The organism is Actinomycetota bacterium, assembly GCA_035697485.1.
Classification (GTDB): domain Bacteria; phylum Actinomycetota; class UBA4738; order UBA4738; family HRBIN12; genus JAOUEA01.
The window spans coordinates 78,752-91,810 of sequence record DASSCU010000005.1 but is presented as its reverse complement, the minus strand read 5'-3'; the positions used below and the strand labels follow the sequence as shown (position 1 = coordinate 91,810).

The window sequence follows — 13,059 nt, the reverse complement described above, 5'->3', positions numbered from 1 at the left end:
CTAGCGCCGGCCCCTCGCCGCCCGCTTCCGCGCGGCCGTGCGAGCGAGCCGCTCCCGCAGATCGGCGGCCAGGCGGGCGGCGTCATCGGCGGGCTCGGAGGAAGGGTCCTCGGTCGCGTCCTGGTTCGACGGCTCCGGCGTCCCCTCGTGCGAAGGGGCGGCCCCATGCTGTGTGGCGGCGGCGATCCGCTCGCCGATCTCGTCGAGCCGACGTTCCGCGTCGCGGACCCGCCGCTCGGCGATCTCGACCCGCTGCTCGAGCGGGCCGAGCGACGCCAGGCGATCGCGGACCAACCGCTCGCGCTCCTCGGCCTCGGATGCCCGAGCGATCGACACGTCACGCTCGTGGGCCATCTCGACGAGCGCCATGTCGGCGTCGTCGACGGCGGGAGCGTCGGGGACCGGGTGAGCCTCGACGGACGCCTCCTCGCTCTCGGGAGCACCGGACCGCGAGCTCCGAGAACGCCACCACCGCCCTGCAGGGCGCCCCGCATCATCCATGCCTTGCATCATCGGCCGATCGGCCGCGGACCTTCACCACCGAGCGCCCCTCGTGGTGACGGACGTCACCGACCCCGTTCGTCGCGCGGCTCAAGATGCGAGGCCTCTCCTCCGATACCAGGACGGAACACCCGACGGAGGCACCTCGCAGTTCATGACATCCCCCCGATCGATACGTCATGCCTTGACGCTCGTCGCGCTCGTTGTGCTCGTGACGACCGTGCTCACCCCTGTGGTGCCCACGCACGCTCGCTCGGTGCTCGAGGGTCACGTGGCCGAGCGCTCCGCGATCGTCGACACGATCGGGGAGATGCGCGAGCGCCGAGCCCGGAACCTGACCAATCTACGCTCGGTGATCGCCGACACCTCCAGGCGTCTGCGGCACATGCCGAGCCGAGGCGCGATCGCGAACCCCGAACGATTCCTGCACCTCCGCGTGGAGCTGCGACAGCGGCGCCGTGAGGCGGAACGTCGCATCGAACGATCCGGGCGGTTCGTCGAGCGGCGTATCGGCGCGCTCCAGGCGCGCCGACGAGCGATCGACACCTGGGTCGCGACCTGGGGCGTCTTCGAGCACTGCCCCATCCGCGGCTGGCACTCGATCTCGGACAACTTCGGCATCACGGTGCGCTTGCCGGGCGTGCCCGTCCACCGGCACATGGGCAACGACATCCTCGCCACCGCAGGCACCCCCATCGTGGCGCCGTTCGACGGATACGTGACCGCCTCGACCGGCGTGCTCGGAGGGCTCGAGGTCCGGGTCACCGGGTCTCGAGGGTACGTGTACAACGCCCACCTCTCCTCGTACGGCACGCTCGGCGCCGTGCGTGCCGGCACCGTGATCGGCTACGTGGGCGCGACCGGCGACGCGACGACCGCGCACGACCACCTGGAGTGGCACCCCGGTGGCGGCGAGGCCGTCGATCCCTACCCCTACCTGGCCGTGAGCTGCGACGATTCTCCGAGGTAGTAGTCCGTCGTAGACTAGCGGCCGTTGACGGAGAAGTGCTGGTAGTCCTTGTCCCCCGCCCAATCGCCGCCCCACTCCCACCCGACGGCGTGGAACACCCACCACACGCGGTCGTGGCGGTGCACCATGCCACGGCGGTGGTTGGAACGATCGAGGTAGGCCTCGCCCGCGGGCGGTGAGACGCCACCGCTCCACAGGAAGGGGTTCTGCACGGGGTTCAGGTCGAGCGCGCGTCCGTACGCGTGCTGCGACCATCGGCAGCAGGCCCCGGCACGCCACCGGCAGTTGAACCCCGACGTGTTGTTCGCCGTCATCGAGCGCATGTCGTCGGCGCCGTAGTGGTCCACGAGGCGCATCCGCCTGATCGGGAACCGGTCGTCGTAGAGACGGTGGAAGACCCGCGCGATGTCGTCCGCGTACCACCGATGCACGACCATGCGCCCGGCATGAGCCCGGCGGTCGAACCCCCAGTACGTCATACGGACGATGCGCAGATCCGCGAAGCCCACTGGGCAGCCCGGCCGCCACGACCGTCCCGTCATCAGCTCGCGCGTGCCCGGGCCGATCGGCACGATCCGGAACTCGTACTCCGGTGCCCTGGCCTCGGCCGGCGATCCCCACGCCGCGACGGCGGCGGTGAGCAGCACGATCGCGACTAGGCGTCGCACGGTCAGCTGCGCACCTTCCCGAGCAGCCGCAGGATCTCGAGGTAGAGCCAGATCAGGGTCGCGATCAGCCCGAACGCGCTGTACCACGACATGTACGTCGGCGCACCGGCCTTCGCGCCCTCCTCGATGAAGTAGAAGTCCACGAACAGGTTCAGCGCGGCCACGATGCAGATGCCGACGCTCACCGCGATGCCTAACGGGGTGGGGTCGTTGATGAAGCCGAGCTCGACGCCGAACAGGCCGAGGACGATCGCCGCGACGTACATCAGCAGGATGCCGAGCGTCGCCATCATCACGACGGCCACGAACTTCTTCGTCACCTTGACGATGCGCGAGCCGTAGAGGAACAGCGCCCCCGCGAACACGGCGAACGTCGCGAACACCGCCTGCAGCACGATGCCGTCGAATTCCTGCTCGTAGCCGAACGAGATCACGCCGGCCCAAAAGCCCATGACGACGGAGTAGAGCGGCCCCGTGAACGGCGCGATCTGCGGCTTGAACGCGGTGACGATCGACAACACGACGAGGCCCAGCAACCCGACCATCATGATCGTGCCCACCGTGCCCGAGATCTGGTCGCCGAACGACCAGCCGTAGGCCGCACTCGCGATCGCGAGCACGAGCAGGAACGACGCTCGCCAAATCGTGCCGTTCAGGGTCATGACCTTGGGCGCCACGTCGGGTCGACCCGGGATGGTGATCGGTTCCAGGTGCGGCACGTTCTGGAACGTCTTCTCGTTCAGCATCTGTCTGGACACGCGGGCCTCCTGTTCGTGGGGGTCCATCGAGCGATCGTAGGTCCACCGCGGACGAACGTGGTGGAGACGACCGGGATCGAACCGGCGACCTCCGGCTTGCAAAGCCGGCGCTCTACCAACTGAGCTACGTCCCCTCGCCATCCTCGAGTCTATCGGCGCGTCCATCCCCGGTCTCGGTGTGGAACCATGCCGTCGATGCCGAGACCGCGCGGGCAACGATCAGAGGCTGCCTCGCCGTGCCCACTCCGTGAGGACGGTGGGATGAGCGGACGGGACGCCGCCTTCCCCGTGACCGAACGCGGTCTGCTCGAGGAGCAGGTCGCGTACTACCGAGCGCGAGCGCCCGAGTACGAGGAGTGGTTCCGCAGGCAGGGCCGGTACAGCCGGGGGGTGGAGGCCGACGCTCGATGGTTCGCCGAATTCGCCACGGCACGCGATCGGCTCAGGGCATTCGGCGCACGCGGGGACGTGCTCGAGATCGCCTGCGGGACCGGTCAGACGACCTCGATCCTCGCCGAGACGGCCGCCCGGCTGACCGCGCTCGACGCCGCCCCGGAGATGATCGCCGAGGCGCGGCGGCGGCCCGCACTGTCGACCATCGAGTTCGTGGAAGCGGACGTGTTCGCGTGGGAACCTCCGCGGTCGTTCGATGCGGTCGTCTTCACGTTCTGGCTCTCCCACGTGCCGGCCGAACGGTTCGCGTCCTTCTGGAGGCTCGTCGCCGACGCGCTCGCGCCGAGCGGCCGCGTCTTCTTCGGCGATAGCCTGTACGCGCCATGGGCCACCGCGATCGATCACGAGCTGGAAGGGCCGGACGCCGGGTCGGTGACCCGGCGCCTCAACGACGGCAGGGAGTTCCGGATCGTCAAGCGGTTCTTCGAGCCGTCCGAGCTCGAGTCGGAGCTCCTGCGGATCGGCTGGGAGATCGAGGTTCAGGCCACCGGCGATCTGCTGCTCACCGGGTCGGGTCGTCCTCACCCGGGCCAGGGAGATGCGTGAAGTCGTGACGCGGTTCAGGGGATGGCCGGCCGAGGCGCTCGAGTTCTACGTGGGCCTCGAGGCCGACAACTCGAAGTCGTTCTGGCAGGCGAACAGATCCGTGTACGACGGGTCCGTGCGAGCGCCGATGGAGGCGCTGCTCGCCGAGCTCGAGGGCGAGTTCGGCGACGGGAAGATCTTCCGCCCGTACCGAGACCTGCGCTTCAGCCGCGACAAGTCGCCGTACAAGACTCACATCGGGGCGAGGGTCGGTGACGGATACGTGCAGCTGGACGCCGCCCGGCTCGCCGCCGGCGCGGGGATGTGGGAGATGGCCCCGGACCAGCTCGAGCGATACCGACACGCCGTCGACGACACGCGCACCGGGCCCGCGCTCGTCGCCCTGGTGGAGGCGGCCCGCGCCGAGGGGCTCACGGTGATGGGGCACGACGAGCTGAAGTCCGCGCCGCGCGGCTTCCCGAAGGACCACCCGAGGATCGAGCTGCTGCGATACAAGGGGCTCGTGGCTTGGCGCGAGTGGCCGGCCGGGCCGTGGCTCGGCACCGGCAAGGCGAAGGAGCGCGTGGTCCGGTTCCTCCGGTCGTCACGCCCGATCGTCGGCTGGCTCTCGGCGAACGTCGGGCCGTCGACGCTCCCCCCTCGGCGCGCCTGACCGAGCCTGCACGTCAGGACCTGCGATCGACCGTCGAAAGCGGGAAGACTCCGAGACTCCGTTCGGCGCCGCCGGTGTAGGTCACGACCTCCGCGTGCCGAGCGACGCACGTCGCTGCGTCGACGGACCCGGCGCCGCGCATCCACGCCTCGAGCTCGTCCCACCGAGCCGACGAGTCGTCGACCGGGTACGCGAGCGAGAGATGCGGAACCCATCCATCGATCGCGATGCGGTCGCCGGCTCCACCCGGGAGCCCAGCATCGGCGGACGCCGAGCGCAGGTTCGAGATGGCCTCGAGGAGCGACGGCGCCTCGAGGCGGACGACCGGAATGCCGTCCTCGCGGAAGACCTCGAGCCCTGCTGCGCGGAGCTCGAGGCCGCCGCACGACGACGCCCACGCCCCGACGACCTCGACGATATGCCGCTCGTCCTCGTCGCTGAGGGGCGACCGCGTGCCCCCGAAAGCCTTGAGGGTCGCGTGCGCGGACGGGACGGCGCATCGCACCCCGATGCGATCGAGCGCCTGCCCCTGCCACCGGGTGAACGACTCCGCGAGGGCGCCGACCGGCCGCACGATCACGAAGGCAGAGCCCGCCGCCTCGAGCAGCTTCCACCCGTCGACGACGATCGGAGTCTCAGACGGTTCCAGCCGATCCTCGAGATCGAGCCATTGCACGCGAGCCTCGTGGTTCAGTCCGATCGCGACGCGGGCGTCGGCGCCCGCGGTGGAGACGGTCCCACGCAAAGGAGTCTCCGCCTCGATCGTCTCCACATCCAGCTCGCCCGACCTCGCGACCAGCCCCCTCGCGGTATCGGCGCGGCGCTCGTACGCCTCGTCGGCACCGACGTTGTCGGAGAACAGTGCGTCGGCCCCGGCGTCGTCCCACGACGAGAGCAGGGCGACGCCGCGCGTCGCGGCCTCGACGAGGGCGCTCGAGGGCTCGATCCCGCCCGGATCGCCCAGCTCGTCGCGATCGGCGAGTACGTCGAGTGCCTCGATGCACGCGCCGTGCATACTCCCGTAGGTGACGTTCGCGAGGCCGATCACACCGACCCCGTGCTCCGGCAGCCAGCGCATGTGCGAGCCGTAGCCCGGCAGCCCTCCGCTGTGACCGACGGAGGTGCCCAGTCGTTCGTCGATCCGCACACCCAGGCCGACGCCGTAGCCGGTGACGCTCACGCGCGATGGTCCCCCCGGCGACGGGCGGTAGCGGGTCACCTGGTCCACCCTTCGGAGCTGCTGCATCTCGCGGCGGGCCCACCGTGGCAGCGGTCCCTCGTCGGGCCCGTCGCGCGGCGGCCACGCGTCGAGGAAGAAGGCGACCCAGCGAGAGAGGTCGCGCACCGTCGTCCACAGACCGCCCATCGGGGCGATCGTGCCGTCGCCAACCGGATCCCCTTCGTGCACCCACGCGCCGTCCTGCAGGCGGTAGGGTTCGGCGATCGCCCCGGACGGCGGACGCACCCACGTCGTCGACGTCATGCCGAGCGGCTCGAGCAGCACGCGGGCGACGTACTCCTGCACGCGCTCGCCGGCCACCCGCTCGATCACGCGACCGACCAGCCCCCATCCGAGGTTCGAGTACTCGAAGCGCGTGCCAGGTGTCCATGCGAAGGCCGCCCCGGCGGCGATCAGCGCATCCATCGCCTCCGGGGAAAGGTCCAGGTGGCGATCGGCCCAGGCGTCGTCGGTGGGCAGGCCGGCTTCCATCGACACGAGGTGCCGCACGGTGAGCGGCGGCCCGTCGGACGTCGGCCCGCTCCACGGCGCGAGCTCGGGCACGTGCTCGGACACCGGATCGTCCAGCCGGAGCCGGCGGCCGGCGACGAGCGTCATCAGCGCGGCACCCGTGAAGCTCTTGGTCATCGACGCGATACGGAACACGCTGTCGGCGTCCGGCCTGGCCGGCTCTTCGAGTCGCAACGTGCCGAGGCCGCCGGAAGCCGCGAGGTCTCCACTCCGCACGAGGCCCCACGCGATGCCGGGGATACGCTCGCGGCGCGCCCATCGCTCGAACACGTCGGCGAGCGCACGATCTCCCGCTCCATCGGCCCCCGTCTCCATCGCCGTCGTCGTCCCCGTCTCTATCGGATGCGTAGCCTACGTGGCTCCGACGATCGGGCACCCTGCGACGATGTCGCCATGGAGTTCGACGGCCACATCCTCGGTGCGTCGTTCGCGTCGGGCGATCGGATCGTGGCTGGTCGGTGGTTCCGCTCCCCGTTCGGACCGTTCGCCGACATGATGTGGTGCCGGCCGGACGGGCGCCGCGTGCTGCTCGCGCCCGACGAGCGCGTGCGCGACTTCGTGGCCGGACATTACGCCTTCGACGACCTGCGACTCGAGCGGGTCACGGTCGAGCGCACCGGCGACGGCGCGATCGAGGCGTCGGCCGGGCCGGTGAGGATGACGGTGCGACCGAACGAACCCGCATGGGCGTCACGCCTGCTCGCGGTACGCCCGCGGCGGCTCCGCACCGCGAAGACCTGGATCGGTATCGAGGACCGGGTGCTCCGGCCCCTCGTCCGGCGGTTGTTCGCCGCGGCCGACGTGCGGACCACCGGCGTGACGCTCTCGGGCGCCCGGGAGTGGTACGCGGTCCACGACTTCCGCGAGGCGCAGGCGAGCGCCACGGTCGACGGCGCCGACATCGGTCCCACCGCTCCCAGCCCGGCGGCGCGGTTCGGGTTCAGCGAGTTCCCCTCGACGCCCGCGCTCGTCCGCGTGACGTCGATGTTCGAGGGCGAGCCCCGGACCGCTGACTCAGGACTCGCTGGGTGACGGACTGTTCGTCGGCGTCGGCGACATGCCGGGACGCCACTGTTCCACCGCACCGTCGTCGGGTGCCCGGTCGAGGCAGGTGCGCCGGCAGACCTCGCCGGTGAAGCTGGTCATGGCCCACCAGGAGTACGAGGTGCGGAACTGTCCGAACTCGAGCGACCTGATCGGCACCGCGACGGAGACGCCGTCGGTTGACTTGCGCCGCACCTTCACGTTGCGTAGGAACAGGTCTCGGCGATCGCGCCGGTCGCGCCAGAGCGATGCCTGCAGATCGGAGCCCGTGCTGCGGACGACGACGAAGTACTCCGGCTCGTCGCCACCCTCGGTGTCGAGGAAGACGTAACCGTTGCCGCGGTCCCAGATCGATGCGGCCGTCCAGTCCGCGAACGTGATCACCGTGAACTCGGTACCCTCCTCGTGATCGAGGCGCACCTTCCTCACGTCGAGGAGCCCCCGCGTGTCGTTGGGGTCGTTGATGCTGCTGTGGAACGAGGGGGCCGCGATCGCGACGACGGCCACCGCCACGATGAGGCCGGCGACGAGGAACGGGATGGCCGAGCGGAACGGTGAGGTAGCCCACCAGGAGCGTGCCGAGGTCATGTGGGCGCCCCTCGGCCCAGCCACCTGATCGCCGCCCACGCCGTGAAGCCTGCCAGGAACAGCCCTGCGACGACCAGCACCATCGGCAGGAACTCCCCCGTGGTGGGCCATCCTGGCCACGCGATCACCGGCTCGTGGGCGGGGCGCAGCGCGACCACGATCGCGACAGCCGCGAGGGCCGCGTTGCGCAGCAGCAAGGCCCCGGGCTCGACGGCCTCACGCCCGCCGAAGCACCCGCACGGCACCTGGGTGCCGAAGCGGCGCCACGCACGCCCCGTCTCGGCAGTGAACACCGCCACCAGTACGAGCGCCCACACGCCCGCCGCGCGCGTCCATCCCGCCACGACCAGCAGCGGCACCATCGCTTCCGCGGCCGGCACGGCGAACGTGGCGGCGCTCTCGACGCCGCGTGGGAGCGCGTGCTCGTCGAGCGTACGCCGCCACCCTCGGATGTCCACCGCTTTCGACGTCGCCGCCCACGCGAACGCGATCGCGAGGACCGCGGTCGAGAGCGATGCCCAACCGTCGCCGGCCCGGATCGCCAGCGGGATCGACGCCGCGACCACGGTCACGAGCACGACGCCGTTCGCGACGTTGCGCCGGCCCTCCGGGGAGCCGGCCAGCCGGTCGACCAGCCGCTGTGACTCCGGCTGGGAGTGGACACCGGCGGACCGGGCGGCCGTGAGGCCCCGCACGAGCCCGAACGGCGCGACGATGAGCGCTCCCGCCAGCGGATCGCCCGAAGCGAGCGCGGCGACCGCCACGACCACGAGGGTGCCGTGGGAGACGTAGGTGAAGAACCCGATGCCGAGCCCGGCGCCGTACAAGGTTGCAGCGATCGGCCATGAGAAGAACTCCCGCCACCAATCGGGAACCTGGCGTCGGAGCTGCGGCACGGTGGCCGTCACACGGGGAAGCTCGCCCAGCGCGTAGACGGTCGCCGTGACCGCGACGGCGAGCAGGCCGGCGCGGCCCCAGGGCGCCTCCAGCAGGGCGCCGACGGCGCCGAGCGCGGCACCGAAGAGCGCTGCGGTCGCGGTGGCGCCGGCCACGTGTAGCACGAGGGCGACGGCCCACCGGGTGCGCCCCCCGTACACGACGGGGGTGATGGTCTCCACCATCGAGATCCCTCAGGGGCCGTAGAGTGCCGACCACCCGGCGATCGCTGACGCTCCGACGAGGACCAAGAGCAGCGACGCCGCGAGGGCGTCGCCACCGAACGGATCGGTCAACACGTCTTGTTGAGCTCCCGGAAGGAGATGCAGAAGACCTTCAGCGGGCGAGGACAGTACCCACGCACCGCGTAGTCCCCGTTGATGCGGATGTCCGACCGGGAGCAACAGTCCTGGATGTGGCGCAGCCGGCCCGAGCAACACCGGGTCCACCCGCCCCCGTACCGTGGCGACCCGGTGAATGGATACGCCTCGGGCACGACCTGTTCACATGTCTTGCGGCGCGTCTGGCTCCGCGGATCGACGTACTTCTTCCCCTCGTCGTCGACCGGGTATCCGTACTGCGGGTGCATCGGGTAGCCGTAGCGATCGGTCCGCGACAACGGCGAGTAGGGATGGGGGCAGGACCCCGTCGTATAGGTGTGCCCGCAGATGTGATACGCCTGCGCGCGGTCGGGCGCGATCGCGGTCGCGACCAGCCCGCCGCCGGCGAGTGCCACCACCCCTCGACCGACGCGTCCGAGGAAGCTTCGGCGACTGGTCCGCGTGGCGAGCGACCGTTCCGCCCGTTCGATCGAGGTCAGCTTGCCCACTGCTCGCGGTCCTCCGAGATCCTTCGGTTGGCGGTGTCCACGAGCCCTTCGACCTGCTCGAGGTTGTTCACGGTACCCTTCGCGCGCACGATCCCCCGCTCGTCGAGCACCACGACGAAGGGGGTCCCGGGGACATCGAGGACCTGCTCGGCCTCGACATCGTGCACGACGATCGGCTCCAGCCGCCCAGCGGCGGCGGCGGCCGGCACTCCCGGCGAGACCTCGCGACAGACGGCGCACGTCGCCGAGGCGAACAGCACGAGGCGAGGTCGGCCGGCACCGCCGAGCACGACTGCCGCACCATCGGCGGCGTGCGCCGAGAGCGCGGGCAACGGTTCGCCGAGGGCGGGTCCCTCGTCGTCGATCTCGAGGGCGCCCCGCGGGCCGAGTCGCAGATGCAGGGTGCCGACCTGCCGCGCGAGCGCGATCACCACGATGCAGAGCACCACGACGAGCAGCCACAGCACGACGAACGCGAGCGCCCACCACCCCGTCATCCGACCCGTCCTCTGGCCATCACCGTCCGCCCAGTCCGTCCCACGTCCTCAGCGCATCGTCCAGGTCGGCTGCTTCGTCTCATCGAGGAACTGTACGAACGGCGACCCGTCGCCGGCCAATCCGACGATCGCACGGAGCTCGCCGGCACGATCGAGCAGGCGAAGCACCGGCGAGCCCTCGGCGGCCAAGCCGAGCCGCACCCGGACCTTGCCGGAGTGATCGTAGAGGCCGAGCGTCGGCGACCCCTGCTCGGCGAGGGCGTAGACCTGCGAGAGCTCGCCGTCGGTCACCTGCATGCCCATCGTGGGCGACGCCTCGGGGGCGAGGCCGAACTTGGCGCGGATCCGCCCGTTCTTGTCGCCGAACGCCAGGCTCGCGCTGCCGTCGCTCGAGAGCCCGACCGTCGCGCGCACCTTGCCGTTCTCATCACCCACGGCGAGCCCGGCGGCGCCGTCGGCCGACAGCCCGAACCGCATGCGCACCTGCCCGTCGGGAGCGAGGAGCGAGAAGAACGGATCCTCGTCGTTCGAGAGCCCGATGCGCACCCTGACCCGCCCGTCGTCGTCGACGACCTCGAACTCACCCGCCTGCACGACTCGCTTCTTCATGTCACTCCAGGCCCGCCCGAGGTGGGGACGCGACGACCCGGCGGAGTGCCGACGTCACGATGCGTGGCGGACGCGTCTGCGTATGGTCGCCCCTGCGAGCCTTCGGCTCAAGCACGTGGCGCATCACGCGAACGGACCGGAGAAATGAGAAACCGCCGGAACCCGGGGGCCCCAGCGGTCTCTCGTGCAGAACGTTACGGCGGGCGAGGGCGTCGCGTCAAACGCGAACCGGGTTCTTGTCACTCTTTCCCGACCGCCTCCCGGCGCAGCGTCGTCTCGGCGAGCCGCTCCGCACGAGGTACCACCCCGATGCCCGGTCCCGCGGGCACCGGCATCGTGCCGTCCGGTTCCATCACGAACGGCTCGGTGAGGTCGTCGATGAAATAACGGGCGCTCGCGCTCGTGTCGCCGGGCAGCGTGAACCCCGGCATCGCCGCGAGCGCCAGGTTCTGCGCACGACCGATGCCGGTCTCGAGCATGCCCCCACACCAGACCGGCACCCCCGCGGCACGGCACACGTCGTGCACGCGTCTCGCCTCGACGATGCCGCCAACCCGGCCCTGCTTGATGTTCACGATCCGACAACTGCCGAGCTCGAGCGCTGCGGCGGCGTCGGCGGCCGACCGGATCGACTCGTCCAGGCACAGGTCCGTGCGGATCGCGCGCTGCAACGCTGCGTGTCGGACGAGGTCGGCGTGATGCAGCGGCTGCTCGATCATCAGCAGGTCGAAGGCATCGAGCGCCCGGAACACGTCCAGGTCCTCGATCGTGTACGCCGCGTTGGCGTCCACGCTGAGGGCGATGTCGGGGTGCGCGTCACGCACCGCGGCCACCCGCTCGACGTCGATGCCTGGCTCGATCTTGAGCTTGATGCGCCGGTATCCCTCCGCGAGGTAGCCCTCGACCTGCTCCAGCAACGCCTCGGTGGTGTCGGCGATGCCGATCGAGACCCCGCAGGCCACCCGGCCGCGATCGGCGCCGAGCCACGCTGCGAGTGAAACACCGTCCGCCCGTAGCCGGGCGTCGACCACCGCGTCGATCAACGCGGCCTTGGCCATCGGGTTGCCACGGACATGACCGAGCAGGCGGTCCAGATCGTCGACCGCGACACGATCGGCTCGCAGGAGTGCGGGGGCCAGGTGGTCCCGGACCACGAGCCACGCCCCTTCGTTGAACTCCTCGCTGTACGCGGGTTGGATGTCGGCGACGCACTCCCCCCAACCCTCCCCTTCGTCGGTCTCGATCCGCACGAGCACGCATTCCTTCGCGGTCGAGGTGCCGAAGCTCGTGCGGAACGGCCGCACCAGCGGCAGGGCGATCAGCCGCAGCTCGACCGTCCTCACGGTGGTCACGCCGAGGCCTCCGTGGCGAGCAGGTAGGCGGGGCGCCCACCCTGGCGGTCGGGGTCGAAGGCGCCGACGACGAGTCCGGCGGCGAGACAGGTCTCGAGGGTCGCACCGACGGCGTCGCGCCAGGCCGATCCGAGCGCCGGGTCGGCGGATCGCAGCGCCGCGTGGTCGCGCGGGATCTGCACGGCGACCACCTCGTCCCGATGCGGATCGCCCTCGACCTCGGGGACGGGCGCATCGACCGATCCCGTGCTGCGGAGGATCACCCTCGCGCCCTCGAGCACCGCGGGGGCGGACGGCGTCGCGTCGAGCGGCCATCGGACCACGAGCCGGTCGCTGCGGTCGCCCACGTTGATCGTGTCGGGCATCCGTCCGTAGTAGTTGCGATGGAACCGGTCGCACGTGGCGCCCAGCTTGTTCACGTTCAGGTGCGCGTTGCGAGCCACGAGCGGGTCGAACGTCCACCGCACGAGGTGGATGCCGCGATCGAGGCACGACGCGCGTTGCGCGAGCTTCAGCGCGTACCCGACGCCGGCATGCCGTCGATCGGGGAGGGCAGCGAGCATGTGCGAATGCTCGTGGAGCCCGTCGTCCGAGGAGATGGCGGCCCACCCCAGCACGTAGCCGATCAGTTCGTTCCCGTCCCATGCGCCCCACGGCACGTTGCCCGACCCGGCCAGTGCCTTGATCGTCTCCCGGGGGATCGCCTCGCCCCACGTGGCCGCCATCACGCGCAGGAGCGCGTCGGCGTCGTCGAGGGAGGTGAGGGGGCGCAGGTCGACGCCGGCCGCGCCCGCCGCGTCGTTCGCCAGAGCCCACGCGGAACCGTCCACGCGCCGGAGTCTATCGGCGGGTCCGCGCCCGGCGGCCCGCGTGGCCGGGCGTGATCGGGCGCCCTCGAGCAACGGG

At 70.9% G+C, this 13,059-nt stretch carries 15 protein-coding genes and 1 tRNA gene; 4 read left to right on the top strand and 12 right to left on the bottom strand.

The window, feature by feature from the left end; genetic code table 11:
* Window positions 1–501, bottom strand: coding sequence for a hypothetical protein (locus VFI59_00840; GenBank protein ID HET6712247.1), 501 nt, complete (start codon window positions 499–501; stop codon window positions 1–3).
* A gap of 184 nt (window positions 502–685) precedes the next feature.
* Here VFI59_00840 and VFI59_00835 point away from each other — a divergent pair, with 184 nt between their 5' ends.
* Window positions 686–1,471, top strand: coding sequence for a M23 family metallopeptidase (locus tag VFI59_00835; protein HET6712246.1), 786 nt, complete (start codon window positions 686–688; stop codon window positions 1,469–1,471).
* Window positions 1,472–1,485: 14 nt separating this feature from the next.
* On the opposite strand, the gene VFI59_00830 is transcribed toward VFI59_00835, so the two are convergent.
* The 3 genes from VFI59_00830 to VFI59_00820 all read right to left on the bottom strand — a co-directional run bounded on the left by VFI59_00830 (window position 1,486) and on the right by VFI59_00820 (window position 3,031).
* The gene (locus VFI59_00830; GenBank protein ID HET6712245.1) at window positions 1,486–2,139 is read right to left on the bottom strand and encodes a M15 family metallopeptidase; all 654 of its coding nucleotides are present in this window, start codon (window positions 2,137–2,139) and stop codon (window positions 1,486–1,488) included.
* A gap of 2 nt (window positions 2,140–2,141) precedes the next feature.
* The gene (locus VFI59_00825) at window positions 2,142–2,924 is read right to left on the bottom strand and encodes a Bax inhibitor-1/YccA family protein (GenBank protein HET6712244.1); all 783 of its coding nucleotides are present in this window, start codon (window positions 2,922–2,924) and stop codon (window positions 2,142–2,144) included.
* A gap of 31 nt (window positions 2,925–2,955) precedes the next feature.
* Window positions 2,956–3,031 (bottom strand) — tRNA-Ala (locus tag VFI59_00820).
* Between the two features lie 127 nt (window positions 3,032–3,158).
* Here VFI59_00820 and VFI59_00815 point away from each other — a divergent pair.
* Together VFI59_00815 and VFI59_00810 are read left to right on the top strand one after the other, a co-directional pair.
* The gene (locus VFI59_00815) at window positions 3,159–3,896 is read left to right on the top strand and encodes a class I SAM-dependent methyltransferase (GenBank protein HET6712243.1); all 738 of its coding nucleotides are present in this window, start codon (window positions 3,159–3,161) and stop codon (window positions 3,894–3,896) included.
* A 4-nt stretch (window positions 3,897–3,900) separates the two neighbouring features.
* Window positions 3,901–4,548: a DUF2461 domain-containing protein gene (locus VFI59_00810; protein ID HET6712242.1), complete on the top strand. Its 648-nt coding sequence runs from the start codon at window positions 3,901–3,903 to the stop codon at window positions 4,546–4,548.
* A gap of 13 nt (window positions 4,549–4,561) precedes the next feature.
* On the opposite strand, the gene VFI59_00805 is transcribed toward VFI59_00810, so the two are convergent.
* Window positions 4,562–6,613, bottom strand: coding sequence for a serine hydrolase (locus tag VFI59_00805; protein ID HET6712241.1), 2,052 nt, complete (start codon window positions 6,611–6,613; stop codon window positions 4,562–4,564).
* Between the two features lie 78 nt (window positions 6,614–6,691).
* On the opposite strand from VFI59_00805, the gene VFI59_00800 reads away from it, so the two are divergent.
* Entirely contained in the window at window positions 6,692–7,330 is a 639-nt protein-coding gene (locus tag VFI59_00800; GenBank protein ID HET6712240.1) for a hypothetical protein, read from the top strand.
* On the opposite strand, the gene VFI59_00795 is transcribed toward VFI59_00800, so the two are convergent.
* From VFI59_00795 to VFI59_00765, 7 genes are all read right to left on the bottom strand, one after another.
* Window positions 7,313–7,930 carry a hypothetical protein gene (locus tag VFI59_00795; GenBank protein HET6712239.1) on the bottom strand — a complete coding sequence of 206 codons (618 nt, stop codon included), beginning with the start codon at window positions 7,928–7,930 and terminating at the stop codon, window positions 7,313–7,315. The two genes, VFI59_00800 and VFI59_00795, sit on opposite strands and share 18 nt — an antisense overlap.
* Window positions 7,927–9,051: a MauE/DoxX family redox-associated membrane protein gene (locus VFI59_00790; GenBank protein HET6712238.1), complete on the bottom strand. Its 1,125-nt coding sequence runs from the start codon at window positions 9,049–9,051 to the stop codon at window positions 7,927–7,929. The genes VFI59_00795 and VFI59_00790 overlap by 4 nt, the downstream gene beginning before the upstream one ends.
* A gap of 107 nt (window positions 9,052–9,158) precedes the next feature.
* On the bottom strand, window positions 9,159–9,695 hold the full coding sequence (locus VFI59_00785) for a hypothetical protein (protein HET6712237.1): 537 nt from the start codon (window positions 9,693–9,695) through the stop codon (window positions 9,159–9,161).
* Window positions 9,683–10,192, bottom strand: coding sequence for a hypothetical protein (locus VFI59_00780; protein HET6712236.1), 510 nt, complete (start codon window positions 10,190–10,192; stop codon window positions 9,683–9,685). The genes VFI59_00785 and VFI59_00780 overlap by 13 nt, the downstream gene beginning before the upstream one ends.
* A 48-nt stretch (window positions 10,193–10,240) precedes the next feature.
* The gene (locus tag VFI59_00775) at window positions 10,241–10,801 is read right to left on the bottom strand and encodes a hypothetical protein (GenBank protein ID HET6712235.1); all 561 of its coding nucleotides are present in this window, start codon (window positions 10,799–10,801) and stop codon (window positions 10,241–10,243) included.
* 239 nt (window positions 10,802–11,040) lie between these two features.
* Entirely contained in the window at window positions 11,041–12,153 is a 1,113-nt protein-coding gene (gene menC, locus VFI59_00770; GenBank protein ID HET6712234.1) for an o-succinylbenzoate synthase, read from the bottom strand.
* On the bottom strand, window positions 12,150–12,983 hold the full coding sequence (locus tag VFI59_00765) for a hypothetical protein (protein ID HET6712233.1): 834 nt from the start codon (window positions 12,981–12,983) through the stop codon (window positions 12,150–12,152). The genes menC and VFI59_00765 overlap by 4 nt, the downstream gene beginning before the upstream one ends.
* Window positions 12,984–13,059: the final 76 nt, after the last annotated feature.